General features: G+C 60.7%; 17 protein-coding genes. All 17 read right to left on the bottom strand.

The features are described from left to right. Positions 1-18 precede the first annotated feature (18 nt). Positions 19-2,418, bottom strand: coding sequence for a 3-hydroxyacyl-CoA dehydrogenase/enoyl-CoA hydratase family protein (locus tag ACQ4WM_RS10130; RefSeq protein ID WP_436546536.1), 2,400 nt, complete (start codon positions 2,416-2,418; stop codon positions 19-21). A 14-nt stretch (positions 2,419-2,432) separates the two neighbouring features. Continuing rightward, positions 2,433-4,223, bottom strand: a complete 1,791-nt coding sequence (locus ACQ4WM_RS10125; RefSeq protein ID WP_436546535.1) for an acyl-CoA dehydrogenase C-terminal domain-containing protein — start codon at positions 4,221-4,223, stop codon at positions 2,433-2,435. Between the two features lie 67 nt (positions 4,224-4,290). After that, positions 4,291-4,896, bottom strand: a complete 606-nt coding sequence (locus ACQ4WM_RS10120) for a TetR/AcrR family transcriptional regulator (RefSeq protein ID WP_436546674.1) — start codon at positions 4,894-4,896, stop codon at positions 4,291-4,293. A gap of 229 nt (positions 4,897-5,125) precedes the next feature. Beyond that, positions 5,126-5,515 (bottom strand): RNA-binding S4 domain-containing protein, encoded by a 390-nt coding sequence (locus ACQ4WM_RS10115; RefSeq protein ID WP_436546534.1) that lies wholly within the window; start codon positions 5,513-5,515, stop codon positions 5,126-5,128. After that, positions 5,512-6,675 carry a cardiolipin synthase ClsB gene (clsB, locus tag ACQ4WM_RS10110; protein ID WP_436546533.1) on the bottom strand — a complete coding sequence of 388 codons (1,164 nt, stop codon included), beginning with the start codon at positions 6,673-6,675 and terminating at the stop codon, positions 5,512-5,514. Before clsB ends, ACQ4WM_RS10115 begins: the two co-directional genes overlap by 4 nt. An 8-nt stretch (positions 6,676-6,683) precedes the next feature. Continuing rightward, complete coding sequence (locus ACQ4WM_RS10105) at positions 6,684-7,505, bottom strand: endonuclease/exonuclease/phosphatase family protein (RefSeq protein WP_436546532.1); 822 nt, start codon at positions 7,503-7,505, stop codon at positions 6,684-6,686. Between the two features lie 71 nt (positions 7,506-7,576). Next, a complete protein-coding gene (locus tag ACQ4WM_RS10100; RefSeq protein ID WP_436546531.1) occupies positions 7,577-7,870 on the bottom strand; it encodes a hypothetical protein in 294 nt (97 codons plus the stop codon). After that, the gene (gene nudB, locus ACQ4WM_RS10095; protein ID WP_436546530.1) at positions 7,870-8,352 is read right to left on the bottom strand and encodes a dihydroneopterin triphosphate diphosphatase; all 483 of its coding nucleotides are present in this window, start codon (positions 8,350-8,352) and stop codon (positions 7,870-7,872) included. Before nudB ends, ACQ4WM_RS10100 begins: the two co-directional genes overlap by 1 nt. Before the next feature lie 73 nt (positions 8,353-8,425). Next, positions 8,426-10,222 (bottom strand): aspartate--tRNA ligase, encoded by a 1,797-nt coding sequence (gene aspS, locus ACQ4WM_RS10090; protein WP_436546673.1) that lies wholly within the window; start codon positions 10,220-10,222, stop codon positions 8,426-8,428. Positions 10,223-10,292: 70 nt separating this feature from the next. Next, complete coding sequence (locus tag ACQ4WM_RS10085; protein WP_436546529.1) at positions 10,293-10,937, bottom strand: DUF502 domain-containing protein; 645 nt, start codon at positions 10,935-10,937, stop codon at positions 10,293-10,295. Positions 10,938-10,986: 49 nt separating this feature from the next. Continuing rightward, positions 10,987-11,295, bottom strand: a complete 309-nt coding sequence (locus ACQ4WM_RS10080) for an FmdB family zinc ribbon protein (RefSeq protein WP_436546528.1) — start codon at positions 11,293-11,295, stop codon at positions 10,987-10,989. Between the two features lie 79 nt (positions 11,296-11,374). Next, complete coding sequence (locus tag ACQ4WM_RS10075; protein WP_436546527.1) at positions 11,375-11,977, bottom strand: methyltransferase; 603 nt, start codon at positions 11,975-11,977, stop codon at positions 11,375-11,377. Positions 11,978-11,996: 19 nt separating this feature from the next. Beyond that, positions 11,997-13,568, bottom strand: coding sequence for a ubiquinone biosynthesis regulatory protein kinase UbiB (ubiB, locus tag ACQ4WM_RS10070; protein WP_436546526.1), 1,572 nt, complete (start codon positions 13,566-13,568; stop codon positions 11,997-11,999). Further along, positions 13,565-14,218 carry a ubiquinone biosynthesis accessory factor UbiJ gene (locus tag ACQ4WM_RS10065; RefSeq protein ID WP_436546525.1) on the bottom strand — a complete coding sequence of 218 codons (654 nt, stop codon included), beginning with the start codon at positions 14,216-14,218 and terminating at the stop codon, positions 13,565-13,567. The genes ubiB and ACQ4WM_RS10065 overlap by 4 nt, the downstream gene beginning before the upstream one ends. Before the next feature lie 143 nt (positions 14,219-14,361). Further along, complete coding sequence (locus tag ACQ4WM_RS10060; protein WP_436546524.1) at positions 14,362-15,315, bottom strand: Tim44 domain-containing protein; 954 nt, start codon at positions 15,313-15,315, stop codon at positions 14,362-14,364. Positions 15,316-15,345: 30 nt separating this feature from the next. Continuing rightward, positions 15,346-16,080: a bifunctional demethylmenaquinone methyltransferase/2-methoxy-6-polyprenyl-1,4-benzoquinol methylase UbiE gene (gene ubiE / locus ACQ4WM_RS10055; protein ID WP_065310081.1), complete on the bottom strand. Its 735-nt coding sequence runs from the start codon at positions 16,078-16,080 to the stop codon at positions 15,346-15,348. Positions 16,081-16,161: 81 nt separating this feature from the next. Continuing rightward, positions 16,162-16,605, bottom strand: a complete 444-nt coding sequence (locus ACQ4WM_RS10050; protein ID WP_436546523.1) for a gamma-butyrobetaine hydroxylase family protein — start codon at positions 16,603-16,605, stop codon at positions 16,162-16,164. Between the last annotated feature and the right edge of the window lie 2 nt (positions 16,606-16,607).

Raw genomic sequence — 16,607 nt, 5'->3', positions numbered from 1 at the left:
TCTGCTTTCGCTTATCGATTAGTTACGCACTGGCTTGCCGGTCTGCATCATGCCCATGATGCGTTCCTGCGTTTTCGGATGGTTCAGCAATTCCAGGAAGGCCTTGCGTTCCATGTCCAGCAGCCACTGTTCGCTGACAAAACTGCCCTGGTCGATGTCGCCGCCCGAGACGATCTCGGCGATCATTTCGCCCAGCTTGAAGTCGTGTGCGGAGATAAAGCCGCCGTCGCGCATATTGACCAGTTGCGCCTTGATGGTGCCCCAGCCGTAACGGCCCGTGACCTGGATCAGCGATGGCAGTTGCGGACGGAAGCCGGCGTCGAACATGGCGCGCGCTTCGACTTTCGCCACGTGCAGCAGCTCGTACGGATTGAAGACGATCACGTCGTCTTCCTTCAGGTAGCCCATCTTTTTCGCTTCCAGTGCCGACTTCGACACATTCGCGGTCGCGGCATTGGTAAAGCCGACCTTCAGGAACTGCAGAATGTCATTGCCGTTGGCTTGTTTGCAGGCGCGCTGCGCCGCTTCTTTCAAACCGCCGCCGGCAGGAATCAGGCCCACGCCCACTTCCACCAGGCCGATATAGGACTCGATCGAGGCGACACGCTTGGATGCATGCAGCGCCAGCTCGCAGCCGCCGCCCAGGGCCAGGCCCGCCACTGCGGCGATCACCGGCACGTTCGCGTACTTCAGCGACATAAAGGTTTTCTGCAGTTCGGCGATGATCGGATCGACGGCCTTGACGCCGCCTTGCATGAATGCCGGCAGGGCCGACTGCAGATCGGCACCAGCCGAGAATGCGCCGCCTTCGGCTGCATCTGCGTGCCAGATCACCAGGCCCTTGAAGTTCTTCTCGGCTTCCGCCAAGGCGAGTTTCAGCCCTTTGATCACGCCTTCGCCGATCACGTGCATCTTGGTCTTGAACGAGATGATCAATACATCGTCGCCGCTGTGCCATACGCGCACCGATTCGTCTTCGAATACGGTGGTGCCGGCAGTCTTGCCGTCCAGCGCGCCGCTGCCAATGACTGGCGCACGGAATGGCTGGCGGTCATAGACGGCCAGGGTCGAGCGTGGCACGAAGCTGTTCGAAACCGCCGAATACGAACCTTCGGCCGTATGCACGCCGCCTTTGTCCGCTACAGGGCCTTCGAACACCCAGGCCGGCAACGGTGCATTGCACAGGGCTTTGCCAGCATCGATATCTTCCTTGACCCAGTTGGCCACCTGCAGCCAGTTCGAAGCCTGCCACGTTTCAAACGGACCGACGTTCCAGCCGAAGCCCCAGCGCATGGCGAAGTCGATATCGCGCGCATTGTCGGCCACGGTGTCCAAGTGGATCGCGATGTAGTGGAAGGCGTCACGGAAGATCGCCCACAGGAACTGGCCCTGCGGATTGGTCGAATCGTGCAGCGCCTTCATCTTCTTGACCGGATCCTTTTCTTTCAGGATGCGGGCAATAATGTCAGCCGCCTTGGCGCCGCCAGCGACGTATTCACCGGTGGCGAAGTCGAGGCGTTGAATTTCCTTGCCGACCTTTTTATAGAAGCCGGCGCCGCTCTTCTGGCCCAGCGCACCCTTTTCTACCAGCTTGGCCAGCACTTCCGGCGTCTTGTAGACGGCGGCGAACGGGTCGTTCGGCAGGTAGTCCTGCATGGTCTTGATGACATGGCCCATGGTGTCCAGGCCCACCACGTCGGCGGTGCGGAAAGTGCCCGACTTTGCGCGGCCCAGCTTGGCGCCGGTCAGGTCATCGACGACATCGACCGACAGGCCGAATTTTTCGGCTTCGTGCACGATGGCCAGGATGCCGAACACGCCCACGCGGTTGGCGATGAAGTTCGGCGTATCCTTGGCGCGGACCACGCCCTTGCCCAGGGTGGTGGTCAAAAAGCCTTCCAGCTGGTCGCTGATCTCTGGCTTGGTAAATTCGGTCGGGATGATTTCGACCAGGTGCATATAGCGCGGCGGATTGAAGAAGTGCACGCCGCAGTAGCGCGATTTCAGGTCGGCATCGAAGCCTTCGGCCAGCTTGGTGATCGACAGGCCGGAGGTGTTCGAGGCGAAGATTGCGTTCGGGCCGATATGCGGCGCGACTTTCTGGTACAGATCGTGTTTCCAGTCCATGCGCTCGGCGATGGCTTCGATGATCAGGTCGCAACCGGCCAGCAGGTCCAGGTTGTCTTCGTAGTTGGCAACCTGGATCAGGGCTGCATCATCCTTGTTGCCCAGTGGCGCAGGCGACAGCTTTTTCAGGTTCTCGATGGCGCGCAGAACAATACCGTTCTTTGGACCTTCCTTGGCCGGCAGGTCGAACAGCACGACCGGCACTTTCGCGTTGATGCAATGGGCGGCGATCTGCGCGCCCATCACGCCGGCGCCGAGGACGGCTACTTTTTTAACGATGAAATTGGTCATATTTTCCTCAAGTCTTAGAACAGGTCTGCGTCGAGTGCCATCAGATTGGCCGAACCGGAGCGCGCCTGGCGGATCAGGGTGGCCGTTTCAGGTTGCAGGCGGGCGAAATAGAAGCGCGCGGTGGCCAGCTTGGCCGTGTAGAAGGTATCGCCCGAGCCTTCTTTTTCCAGGGCGATCTTGGCCATCTGCGCGAACAGGTAGCTGTAGATCATGTGGCCCACCACGCGCAGGTAAGGCACGCAGGCCGCGCCCACTTCGTCCGGATTCTGGAATGCCTTCATGCCGATTTCCATGGTCAGCTTGGTAACCTTGTCGCCCAGGTCGCCCAGCGGCGTGACGAATTCGCTCATCGCTTCGTCGGTGCCGTTGTCTTCCACGAAGGCCTTGATCTTCTCGCCGAACTTGCGCAGCTTGGCGCCGTTGTCGCCCAAAATCTTGCGACCCAGCAGATCCAGCGACTGGATCGTGTTGGTGCCTTCATAGATCATGTTGATGCGCGCGTCGCGCACATACTGTTCCATGCCCCATTCGGCGATGTAGCCATGGCCGCCGAATACCTGCATCGCTTCCGAGGTGGCGATCCAGGCATTGTCGGTAATAAAGGCCTTGATCACTGGCGTCAGCAGCGCCACTTCATCGGCCGCTTCCTTGCGCACGTCGGCGTCCGGGTGGTGCAGTTCGCGGTCGATCTGCAGCGCCACGTACGAGGTGAAAGCGCGCGCGCCTTCGGCGTAGGCTTTGCCGGTCAGCAGCATGCGGCGCACGTCAGGGTGCACGATAATGCGGTCGGCCGGCAGTTCCGGGTTCTTGATGCCGGACAGCGAACGCATTTGCGTGCGGTCCTTGGCGTAGATCAGCGCGTTCTGGAACGCGATCTCGGTCAGGCCCAGCGATTGCATGCCGACGCCCAGGCGGGCAGCGTTCATGAACACGAACATGGCGTTCAGGCCCTTGTTCGGCTGGCCGATGATCCAGCCTTTTGCGCCGTCCAGGTTCATCTGGCAGGTCGAGTTGCCGTGGATGCCCATCTTTTCTTCGATGGCGCCGCAGGTGATCGGGTTGCGTTCACCGACCGAGCCATCTTCTTTTGGCAGGAACTTCGGCACCAGGAACAGCGAAATGCCTTTCGAGCCTTCCGGTGCATCAGGCACGCGGGCCAGCACCAGGTGCACGATATTGTCGGCCATGTCATGCTCACCGGCCGAGATAAAGATCTTGTTGCCGGTAATCAGCCACGAACCATCTTCCTGTGGCAGCGCTTTCGAGCGCAGCAGGCCCAGGTCGGTGCCGCAATGCGGTTCGGTCAGGCACATGGTGCCGGTCCATTCGCCCGACACCAGTTTCGGCAGGTAGACTTGTTTCTGATGGTCGGTGCCGTGTTCTTTCAGGCACTCGTAGGCGCCATGCGACAGGCCCGGATACATCGACCAGGCCTGGTTGGCCGAATTGAGCATTTCATAGAACGAGTTATTCAGCACCACCGGCAGGCCCTGGCCGCCGTATTCCGGATCGCAGGCCAGCGCCGCCCAGCCGCCGTCGACGTACTGCTTGTACGCTTCCTTGAAGCCTTTTGGCGTGGTGACGGAGTGGGTGGCGGCATCGTGCTTGCAGCCTTCGCGGTCGCCCGAGTGGTTCAGCGGGAACAGCACTTCAGAGGTAAATTTGGCGCCCTCTTCCAGTACCTGGTTGATGATGTCGGCATCGACCTCGGCGTAATCGGGCATCGCTTTCAGTTCTTCTTCGACGTTCAGGAATTCATGCAGCACGAATTGCATATCACGGATAGGCGCGACGTATTGACCCATTATTTTCTCCTCAAGGCATTAGCTAAGTGTTTGTTTGTGTTCGGTGTTGCGGATGATTCTGAACTACTTATTCTGTGATGCTGGTGTGATTCTGGGACGACTCGATCAGGCGTTCGAAGCCGCGCTGCGCCCGTTCGATGCTGCCCGGCACGCGCAGAAAGCGCGCGTCGTGATGCAGGGCCAGGATCAGGCCATACATCTCGTACACCATTTGCTGCGCGTCAGTGTCAGGCTTCAGGTCGCCCGAAGCGATCGACTGCTGTACGCTGCGCAGCAAGGCGCCCTGCCAGGCTTGCACCATGGCGACGAGCGATTCGCGGATCGGGCCGGGGCGGTCGTCGTACTCGACGGCGCCGCTGATATAGATGCAGCCCGAAGCAATTTCCACGCTGACGCGCTTGACCCAGCGTGCAAACATCGATTGCAAACGGGCGATGCCGCGCGGCTCTTTCATGCTCGGGAAAAATACTTCCTGCTCGAAACGATGGTGGTAGAGCTTGAGCACCTCCATCTGCAGGTCTTCACGCGAGCCGAAATGGGCAAATACGCCAGACTTGCTCATGTTCATCTTGTCGGCCAGCAGCCCGATGGTCAGCCCTTCGAGGCCGTCGCGGCTGGACAAGTCCAGTGCCACGTCGAGTATGGCGGCCCGCGTCAGTTCGCCCTTGCGCATGAATTTGACTGAAGTATTCAAGATGTCCGTTCTGAAGTGATGGTGCCGGTCTGGTGGATTTTTCCTCGGAAGCAAAAAAAAGCACGCCGCGAAAAAATCCGAACGCTCGTACTATTATCCAGCGAGCTGCAAAAGTCAAACACGAAATTTAGAGCGGGCGTTCTATTAGTGCGATGCGGCAATTCCTGGCCGCCGTAGCACGGCCGGGAAGACAGCGTATTGATGCAGCTCAGGCGAGCTCGCCTGCCTTGCTCAGTTGGCGGCGGTCGCGCTTGGTCGGCCGCCCTTTGATGGTGCTGCCCGGCTCGCGGAACAACTTGCGCTCTTCCTGCGATTGCTCGCGGCGGGCGATGCTGGCCGGCGTTTCCGCATACAGCAAGCGCGCCACGGGCGCGGCGCCGCGCTTGTCGGACAAGCCCAGCACTGCCACCTCCCAGGTGTCGGAACCATTGTCGATCGCCAGCTCATCGCCGATGCGCAGGCCGCGCGCCGGTTTGACGCGCTCGCCAGCGACTTTTACCTTGCCTGTATCGACGGCTACACTGGCCAGGCTGCGCGTCTTGAAAAAACGTGCCGCCCACAGCCATTTGTCGATGCGCAGCGTGCTTGTGTCGTTCATGCGTATTTCCCTACTGAAAATATGCGCATCACCAGGCGATAAGTCCAGAACGCCAGTTCATAGCCGATGCGCTGTACGCGGCCGATATGCTTGAAGTCGTCCTGGTGGATCACCTTGCCATCGGCAATGCCCTGCTCGATATGCTGGCGCAGCGACGTCGCAAACGCCACGTCCTTGATTACCACATTGGCTTCCTGGTTCAAAAACAGGCTCAGCGCATCGATATTGCTTGAACCGACCGTGGCCCAGTCATCGTCGACCACCGCCACCTTGGCGTGCAGCTGGGTCTTGCGGTACTCGACGATTTTCACGCCGGCCGCCAGCAGTTTCGGATAAAACGAATGGGCGACCGCATCTTGCATCTTGAATTCACCCACGCCGATCAGGAGCACCACGTCGACACCGCGCTGGGCAGCGCGCGCCAGCGCCCGGCGCAACTGGTGGCCGGGCGCGAAATACGGGTTGGCCAGCATCACGCTTTTGCGCGCCTGGCCCAGCGCCTGCAGATAGGCGCGCTGGATGGTGCGGCGGTTGCGCAGGTTGTCGCGTACCACGAAACCGGCCACCACCGGGTTCTTTGCCAGCTCCTTGCCGATCACGCGCATCTTGCGATACAGCTTGATGCGGCGCACCAGGTTCATCTTGCCCAGCCGCGCCCACTGTGCCTGCGCTTCCATATGGATGGCGTCGACCAGCGGCCCCCGGACCTGCACGGCAAAGTCCCAGCGCGGCGCTTCCAGGCTGATAGTGTGGTCGTAGTCGCAGAACATGTCGTCGTTGATATTGATGCCGCCCACCAGCGCCACTTCAAAATCGACCACGCAAATTTTCCGGTGGGTGCGCGTAATGCCGCGCAAAAACCAGGGATTGAACACGCGGTGATGCACGCCCGCCGCTTCGAGCTCGACATGCATGGCCTTGACGCGACGGCGCCCTGTGCCGAACCAGTCGGTAATCATGCACACCATGACGCCGCGTGCGGCCGCCCGTTTCAGCGCGTCGAGCACCAGCGCGCCGGTGGCGTCGTCGGCAAAGATATAGGTCTCGAAATAGACTTCTTTCTTTGCGCTGTCGATGGCGTCTATCAGCGCAGGAAAGTAGTCGGTGCCGCAATACAGCAGTTTGATGTCGTTGTGGGCGGTGTAATGGACTGAACGCATGCGCGACTCTAGGCCAGCTTCAAGGCGGCAACAATCGGCGCATGGTCCGACAATTTTGCCCACAAGGTACCGTGCATCACTTGCGCACTTTCCACCTGGAAGCCGCGCACATAGATGCGGTCGAGGCGGAACCACGGCAAGGCGGCCGGAAAGGTGCGCGCCGGTACCGGCACGGGCGTACGGACCTTGCGGCGCGCCAGGGTACGCACCAGGTCACCCAGGGCGGAATTGGAGGCACGCTGGTCGAACACTTCCACCACGCCCAGCGCATTGCGCAGCTTGTCGCTGAGCGTATTGCGCCAGTCGTTGAAGTCGCCGGCAATAATCACCGGCTCGCCATTCGGCGCCGAGGCGTTCACCGCGTCGATCAGCGCCTGCGTCTGGCGGCCCCTGCCGGACTCGAACAGGCCCAGGTGCACCACATAGCAGTGCACGTCGGCCTGCGGCGTTTGCAGCACGCAATGCAGGATGCCGCGCTGCTCATACGCATGGTCGGACACGTCGTGGTTGATCTGCGAGCCGATCGGATATCGGCTCAGCAAGGCGTTGCCGTGGTGGCCATGGTCGTACACGGCATTCATGCCGTAGGCCGTATGATGTTCGGGGCCGGCAAAGAATTCGTGCTGCGACGCCTCGGGCCAATGCTTGTGGCCCTGGGCTTCTGCGCCGTAGCGGGCCGCATTGCGATCGTGCTTGCCCTGCACTTCCTGCAGGAACACGACGTCGGCATCGAACAGGGCAATCGCCTGCTTGAGGGCATGCACACGGGGCAATCCCCGCACGGAGGACACGCCCTTGTGTATATTATAAGTTGCTACGCGGATTTTCATGCCTTGATTCTACCCTGAGACGGGCGCATTTCGCTGCTTTCAATAGTGCGCGCGCCAAGGCAGAAGTTGCCTCAGCCCAGCATGCGCCCTACACCGGCCGTCACACTGACCAGCAAGGCAGTAATGGCAGCGGCCCAGACGATTTTCACCAGCAGCGGTGCGCCGCGCCAGGTGACCTTTTGTTTGCCGTAAGTGAAGATAGCCGGATGCAGCAACCAGCCCAAGATGACCAGTGGCACGCCGATCGGTGGTGTCTTGTCGGGTGTCGTATAACGGAACAGCATCAGGATCACCAGTAGGCAGAGTACAACACCGAGCGTACCGCCCACTTTCTGCCGCAAAGTCAAATAATTCCAGTTCAGCATCAGGTACTTTCTTGTGGCGCCAGGCCCGGGTGGAGGCCCGTAATGGCTGGCAGTTGCAGAATCGCTTCCGCATTGGAAGAGGAAAAACACTGGTCGGCCGCCGCCAGGTACGGCAGCCAGGTATAGCGCAGGTGTTCGCGCGGATTGACTGTGACGACGCAGTCGCGCGGCACGCGCACGCTGAAGACGTGCTCCGTATTGTGGATTACGCCAGGCGCATAACGGTGGCGCCACAAGGGATAGATCTCATACACATTCGACAACTGCCAGTCCTGCAGCGTGATCAGCTGGCCGTCGGCGACGATGCCGGTCTCTTCGAACAGCTCGCGCGTGGCCGCCTGCAGCAGCGGCTCGTCGACGGCGTCGATCGAGCCGGTGACCGACTGCCAGAAACCGGGCTGCCCCGCGCGCTCGATCAGCAGCACGTCAAGGTCGGCCGTATGAATGACAACCAGCACGGAAACGGGAATTTTATAAGTCATGGCAGCAATAAAAAGGGGTCAGACCCGTCGGGTCTGACCCCAGCCTTCAACGGGCATGGGATTAGCCAGCGCCTTAGGCCACTTTAGGATCGGCGCTGCGCAAACGGATATGCAGCTCGCGCAGTTGCTTCTCGTCCACTTCCGACGGCGCATGGGTCAGCAAATCTTGCGCGCGCTGGGTTTTCGGGAAGGCGATCACGTCGCGAATCGATTCGGAACCGGTCATCATGGTCACGATACGGTCCAGGCCGAATGCCAGGCCACCGTGCGGCGGCGCGCCGTATTGCAGGGCATCGAGCAGGAAGCCGAATTTGAGCTGGGCTTCTTCGGCGTCGATCTTCAGCGCGCGGAACACTTTCGACTGCACTTCTTCGCGATGGATACGGATCGAACCGCCACCCAGTTCCCAGCCATTCAGGACCATATCGTAGGCCTTGGCGATGCAGGCGCCCGGATCGCTTTCCAGCATGTCTTCATGGCCGTCTTTCGGCGCCGTGAACGGATGGTGGGTGGCGGTCCAGCGGTCCGCTTCTTCGTCGTGCTCGAACATCGGGAAGTCGACTACCCACAATGGCTTCCACACGTCGTCGAACAGGCCGGCTTTCTTGCCGAATTCGCTGTGGCCGATTTTCACGCGCAGTGCGCCGATGGCGTCGTTGACAACCTTGGCCTTGTCGGCGCCGAAGAAGATCAGGTCGCCGTCTTGCGCGCCGGTCTGCTCCAGAATGGTGGCGAGCACGTCGGCTGGCAGGAACTTGACGATCGGCGACTGCAGGCCTTCAGGACCCTTGGCTTTCTCGTTGACCTTGATGTAGGCCAGGCCCTTGGCGCCGTAGATGGCGACGAACTGGGTGTAGGCGTCGATTTCCGAACGCGGCATGCTGCCCCCGCCTGGAATGCGCAGGCCCACCACGCGGCCGCCCTTCATGTTGGCAGCAGCGTTGAATACCTTGAACTCGACCGCTTTCATCACTTCGGTCAGGTCGGTAAACGCCAGCTTGACGCGCATGTCCGGCTTGTCGGAACCGTACAGGCCCATCGCTTCGGCAAAGTCCATCACCGGGAACGGGTTCGGCAGGTCGATGTTCAGGGTGTTCTTGAATACGACACGAATCATGTCTTCGAACAGGTCGCGGATTTCCTGCTCCGTCAGGAACGAGGTTTCGCAGTCGATCTGGGTAAATTCAGGCTGGCGGTCGGCGCGCAGATCTTCGTCGCGGAAGCATTTGGTGATCTGGTAGTAACGGTCGAAGTTGGCGACCATCAGCAGTTGCTTGAACAGCTGTGGCGACTGCGGCAGCGCGAAGAAGCTGCCGGCGTTGACACGCGACGGCACCAGGTAGTCGCGCGCGCCTTCCGGGGTCGACTTGGTCAGCATCGGCGTTTCGATGTCGATAAAGCCCAGGTTGTCGAGGTACTTGCGCACTTCCATCGTCACCTTGTAGCGCAGGCGCAGGTTGTTCTGCATTTGCGGGCGGCGCAGGTCCAGCACGCGGTGCGTCAGGCGCGTCGTTTCCGACAGGTTGTCGTCGTCCAGTTGGAACGGTACCGGCACCGAAGGGTTCAGCACTTCCAGTTCCGAGCACACGACTTCGATCTTGCCCGATTTCAGGTTGTTGTTGACCGTGCCCTCGATACGGTTGGTCACCACGCCCGTCACGCGCAGGCAGAATTCATTGCGCACCGCTTCGGCGACCTTGAACATCTCGGCCTGTTCCGGGTTGCAGACGATTTGCACCAGGCCTTCGCGGTCGCGCAGGTCGATGAAGATCAGGCTGCCGTGGTCGCGGCGGCGATGTACCCAGCCGCACAGGCTGACGGTTTGTCCCAGCATGGCTTCGGTAACGAGGCCGCAATATTCAGTACGCATAGACATAAAAATTCTCAGTTCAGGTTAGTGAGTGTTCAATCCGGCCACGCCCCGCATGGGACGTCTGCCTTTATTCTTTGACTGCCGGTCCCGGGGCAGGGGTCGGGGCAAGTACAGCGACAACTTCCGCCGGCGCCACCACGCCCATCGAGACGATGTACTTGAGCGCCGCATCGACGCTCATGTCAAGCTCGACGACATCGCTGCGTTTCATCATCAGGAAAAAACCCGATGTCGGGTTGGGCGTCGTCGGCACATACACGCTGACATAGTCGCCCACCAGGTGATTGGCCGCATCGCCGCCCGGTACACCCGTCAAAAAGGCGATGGTCCACGAGTTCTGGTGCGGATACGGCACCAGCACGGCCTTGCGGAACGCATTGCCCGACGAAGAAAACAGCGTGTCCGACACCTGCTTGACGCTCGAATACAGGGAGTTGACGATGGGAATGCGTTGCAGCAGGCGCTCCCACAGTCTCACCACGTAGTTGCCGACCAGGTTGTTGGTCAACAAACCGGTCAGAAACACGACGCCTATCGTCAGTATCGTGCCCAGGCCGGGAATTTCAAAGCCGAATAGCGACAACGACGGGCGGTAAGACTTGGGCAACAGCAACAGCGACTGGTCCAAGGTGCCGATCACCAGATTGAGTACCCACAGCGTGATGGCCAGCGGGACTAGAATCAGTAATCCGGTAATAAAGTATTTGCGCATCGGTTTCTCGGTTAGGGCCACAGGCTGGGGCTTGCGCCGCAGTGCTTCATCAGTCCGCCGTAGGCGCGGCGGCTGGCGCTGGCGTCGCTGCTGGGGTGGCTGGGGCCGCGGCGCTGTCGGCGGCAGGCTTGGCGCTGTCGGCCGGCCCGGTCGGGATGGCAGTGGTCGGCGGCGTGCCGCCACGGAAATCGGTGGCGTACCAGCCGGTGCCCTTCAACTGGAAACCGGCGGCGGTCAATTGCTTCTTGAAACTGGGTTTGCCGCAAGACAGGCACACCGTCAGCACGGGGTCAGACATCTTTTGCAAGACATCCTTGGCAAAACCACACTCTTCACAGCGGTAAGCGTAAATCGGCATCAGAACTCCGCAAAAATCATCAAAAACCCTGAATTATAAAGCTTTTCCTTGGGTCTTAGCAGAAATAGCCGGGGCGCCTTCAGCTGGCCCGGCGACGCCACACCATCCAGTGCTCCTTGCCGGTAAACACGGGAATCGAATCGTCTACGCTTTCATCGGCCAGGCAGTCAAAATGCGGCGTCAGCAAGGATAACAGTTGCTCGCGGGCGATGCCAAATGGCGGCCCTTTGGGATTGTCGTCAAAGAAAAAATAGCCGGCCAGCATGGCGCCCGGTGCCAGCAACTGCGCCCAGCGCTCGGCCACTTGCGGCCACATGGCGCGCGGCATGGCGCACAGAAACGCGCGCTCGTAGACCAGGTCCAGCGGTGCTGGCGGCTGCCAGGCAAAGAAATCGGCCAGCTCTACCTGGCCTGCCCGCTCACCGAGCACAGCCTGGGCCGCCGCCACGGCGCCCGGCGAAAAATCGATCGCGGTGGCGTTCCAGCCATGGTCGAGCATCAAGGCCAGCTCATACGCCGAGCCGCAGCCGGGGATCAGGCAGCGCAGCGGCGCCGGGCTGCCGGCGACAAATTGCGCCATGCGCCGTGGCACGCCGCCCTGGTCCCAGGGCGTGAATTGGCGGCTGAAACGCTCGTCCCAGAAGGCGGGCGAGAGCGGATCGCGGGTTTGAAAGTCAGCCATCACTCTCCTTCACAGGCGCTTAAAATGGCAGTTGATGCCAGCGCATATAGAGCTGGAAGCCGAATGCACCGAGCGCAAAGGCGCCGACGAAATACACGATAAAGCTCAGCAGTCGATTGGTGTGGCGCTGTTCGGCCAGCAGGGTTTTCAGCAATTCCGTATCGTTGTCGCGCGGCTCGCCGGCTACCACCAGCGCTTGGTGCACCAGGCGCGGCAGTTGCGGGAAAATATGCGCATAGCGTGGCGCCTCAGCCCTCATGCGCTCCATGAAGCCCTGCGGCCCCACCTGCTTGCTCATCCATTTTTCCAGATACGGCTTGGCGGTCTGCCACAGGTCCAGTTCCGGATCCAGCTGGCGGCCCAGGCCTTCGATATTGAGCAGCGTCTTTTGCAGCAGCACCAGTTGCGGCTGCACTTCCACGTTGAAGCGGCGCGAAGTCTGGAACAGGCGCAGCAGCACCTGGCCGAAGGAAATATCCTTCAGGGGACGGTCGAAGATCGGTTCGCAGCAGGCACGCACGGCCGCTTCCAGCTCGTCGACACGGGTTTCCTTGGGCGCCCAGCCCGATTCGATATGGGCTTCGGCCACGCGCTTGTAGTCGCGGCGGAAAAACGCCAGGAAGTTCTGCGACAGATAATCCTTGTCGTAGTCGTTGAGGGTGCCGACGATGCCGAAGTCAAGCGCGATATAGCGGCCGAACGACTCGGGCGCGATCGACACCAGGATATTACCCGGGTGCATATCGGCATGGAAAAAGCCGTCGCGGAATACTTGCGTGAAGAAAATCTCCACGCCATCGGTAGACAGCTTGCGCAAATCCACGCCAGCCGCCACCAGGCGGTCGATCTGCGACACGGGGATGCCGTTCATGCGCTCCATCACGATCACGCTGCTGGAGCAGTAATCCCAGTGCATTTCCGGCACCAGCAGCAAGTTCGAATCGGCAAAATTGCGGCGCAGCTGGCTGGCGTTGGCCGCCTCGCGCATCAGGTCCAGCTCGTCGTGCAGGTATTTGTCGAATTCGCCCACCACTTCACGCGGCTTCAATCGCTTGCTGTCGGCCCACAGACGGCTGGTCCAGTCGGCGGCGATATGCATCAGCGCCACGTCTTCGTCGATCAGCTTTTTCATGCCCGGACGCAAGACCTTGACAGCCACTTCCTTACCATTTTTCAAGGTTGCAAAGTGAACCTGGGCAATCGAAGCCGAGGCCACTGGGTCGCGCTCGAAATGCGCGAACAACTGGTCGGGATGCGCACCCAGGGACCTGGTGATCTGCGCGATCGCCAGGTCGGAGTCGAACGGCGGCACCCGGTCTTGCAAATGGGCCAGCTCTTCGGCGATATCGGGCGGCATCAGGTCGCGCCGGGTCGACAATACCTGGCCGAATTTGACGAAGATGGGCCCCAGCTCTTCCAGCGCCAGGCGCAGGCGCAAGCCGCGCGGCGACGACAGGTCGCGCCAGAAGATGACGGTGTCGATCAGCTTGGCGGTACGCGGGACTTTCAAGCCGGAGATGGCGATTTCATCGAGACCGTATTTGATCGATACCCGGATGATTTTCAACAGGCGCAAAAATTTCAAGATCATGTAGCAACATCCGGTGAGGGTGGCAAAGGCTGGACGGCGGCGTACGCCTTTTCCAGCCGGGCAAGGCGCTTGGCAAGGCGTTCAACATCGTCGCGCATGCGCGTAACGCTAGAAGAATAGTCAATCAGGTTGGCTGGGCGGATCAACAACGGCTGTTCTTCGACGAAATACTCGGCCACGTTTTCCGCCAGTTTTTGCTGGCTGGTGCGCATAAAGGCGACAGCGTCGCGCGCGCCACTGGTCACGCGCGTGGCGAGGATAGGGCCCAGCACTTTTTCCAGGTCGTGTTCGGCATCCCAGCGCAAGCCCTTGCTCAGTTGCGAGATGGCATTGGCGAACTCGGCGTCACCGTCGATTTTCACATAGGAAAACGCGCGTTCGCGGTTTTGCGCAATCAAGGGCAGATCCGACAACTTTACCCGGATGGTGACGTTGGCCGGCACATCAGCGGGTGCAGTTTCCAGCATGCCGATGCCGTCCACGCGCAGGCGCACAGCGATGGCACCCGTGTCGATCGCGGCCAGCTTGCCGGCATGCACGGCCAGTTGCTTGCGCGCCCATGGTTCCTGCGCCAGCAGGTGGTTGATGGTGGCCACGGCAGCGGCGCTGACGGCGGCTGTCGGGGAGATATCTGGAATAGGTGCAATCATATGCTTGCGCGCCAGGCGCGCCCTTAAAAAGAAAAGACCGCCCGAAATACCTGCGGGCGGTCTTGATCTTAACATTTCATCAGGCAAACTTCGTCAAGCGTCGCGCAGTGCGCACCAGCTTAAGCCCAACTTCAGCAAGTTTCTTACAATTGCTGGATACCTGCCAGCACCCAGCCGCTGCTGCCGCTGAGCGGTTTCGACATATTCCACACTTCCGAAAATGGCTCGGCGGCAGCGCCCGGCGCGGAACGGATCTGGCCGATAAACTTCACGCTGGCCAGGTAATCGTTGGCGCTGGTCTCGATGCCCAGCAGCTCGGCCTCGATGGTAACCACGTCGGTAAAGTCCGCTTGCGCGCCACGTTCCTGGATCTGCATGCGTAGTTCGGCATACACTTCCGGCGTGGTGAACTCGCGGATATCGTTGACGTCGGCCTTGTCCCAGGCAGCCTGCAGGCGAATGAAGTTGCTTTTCGCATGGCGTAAAAAGGCTGCCTGGTCGAAATCGGCTGGCACGCCCCATTGCGCGGGCGCTACCGGTTCCACCGGTTTGTCCAGGCCGACGCCGGACGAGACGGGCTGCAGCGGCGGCAGCGGCGCAATGCGCGAACCGATGTCCGGCGTATTGCCAGCCGGCGCAGGCGTGTTGCCACCAAAACCGGCAAACGGCGCGTTGCCGGAATTACCATTGCTTTCGCGCTTGCCGCGCACCATGCGGTAGATGAAATAGGCTGCTGCAGCCAGCAAGGCCACCATCAGCAAGCTGCTGAGCATGCTGGCCATGGCGCCCCCCAGGCCAAAATGCGACAGCAGCGCGCCCAGTCCCAGGCCCAGCAAGGCGCCGCCCAGAATACCCTTCCAGCGGCTAGGCGGTTTGGCAGCGGCGGCCGGGGCCGGCGCAGCTGGCGCCGGCTGTGCCTGGCGTTGTGCGGCCGCCGGCGCAGGGGCCGGTGCGGGCGCAGGCGCCTGGCGGCTGACGCTTTGCGACTGGCGGCCGATGGAGCGGCCACCGCCCATCGGGCGGGCCAGCGCCTCGCCCAGCATGGATACGGTGGTAGCGGCCAACATCATGCCGACCATAAATTTTTTCAGTTTCATTCCATCTCCTGGTTTTGCTGCAAACTTCAGTTACATCTTGATGCCGGTGTGCAAAGCGGCGATGCCTGCCGTCAAATTGTAGTACTGCACGCGTTCGAGGCCGGCCGTTTCCATCATCGTTTTCAGGGTTTCCTGGTCCGGATGCATGCGGATCGATTCAGCCAGGTAGCGATAGCTTTCCGCGTCGCCGGCGATCTTTTGCCCGAACCACGGCAGCACCGAAAACGAATACAGGTCGTACGGTTTTTGCAGCGGCGCCGCCACTTTGGAAAACTCCAGCACCAGCAACTTGCCGCCTGGTTTGAGCACGCGGCGCATTTCGGCCAGTGCCACATCCTTGTGCGTCATGTTGCGCAGGCCAAAGGCCACGCTGACACGGTCAAAATAATTATCGGGGAACGGCAGTTTTTCCGCGTCGCACAACATGGTGGGGGTCAACAGGCCGCGATTCAAGAGGCGGTCGCGCCCCACGCGCAGCATCGACTCGTTGATATCGGTCAGCCAGACTTCGCCGGTCGGGCCGGCTTGTTTTGCAAAGGCCTTGGACAAGTCACCCGTGCCACCGGCAATATCGAGCACCTTGAAGCCGGGGCGTACACCCGCGTTGGCAATCGTAAAGGTCTTCCACAAGCGATGCAGGCCGCCCGACATCAGGTCGTTCATCACGTCATATTTGGCAGCGACGGAATGGAACACCTTGGCGACTTCGCGCACTTTATCTTCTTCTGCAACGGTTTTGTATCCGAAATGTGTCGTATTGGTCATGGTAGGCAGCCCTGTTGATTTGGCTGCATTATACAAGCGGCCAGCCGTTTGCCGTACACACGCGCCGCTATAGCGTCACACTCAGTGCTTGTGGCCGCAGCTTGGTCCATGCACATGGCCCGACGACTGCTTGATCGTCATGTCGGCCTTGGCGTCGCGCCCGCTGTCGCCCGGAAAACCGGCCGCCGTCAGCTTGTCCAGGTATTGCTGCCAAAGGGTCGCCTGCTCGGCGCCCAGCTTGTACAGATAGGTCCAGGTGTACAGGCCGGAATTGTGGCCGTCGCTGAAGGTGGGCTGGACGGCGTAGTTGCCGACCGGGTCGAGGCTGTTCAGGCCTACCAGGCGCTTGCCCAGCTGCAGGGTTTCCTGGCCCTTGCCATGGCCTTGCACTTCGGCCGACGGCGAGTACACGCGCAGGTATTCGAAGGGCAGCGAAAAGGCGGCGCCATCGTCAAAGGTAATTTCCAGCACGCGCGACTGGTTGCGTACGGTGATGCCGGTCGGCTGGGGGGTAGTTGTGCTCATTG

It is taken from the genome of Janthinobacterium longum (genome assembly GCF_051380735.1).
Classification (GTDB): domain Bacteria; phylum Pseudomonadota; class Gammaproteobacteria; order Burkholderiales; family Burkholderiaceae_D; genus Janthinobacterium.
This window is presented reverse-complemented; position numbering and strand designations above follow the sequence as displayed.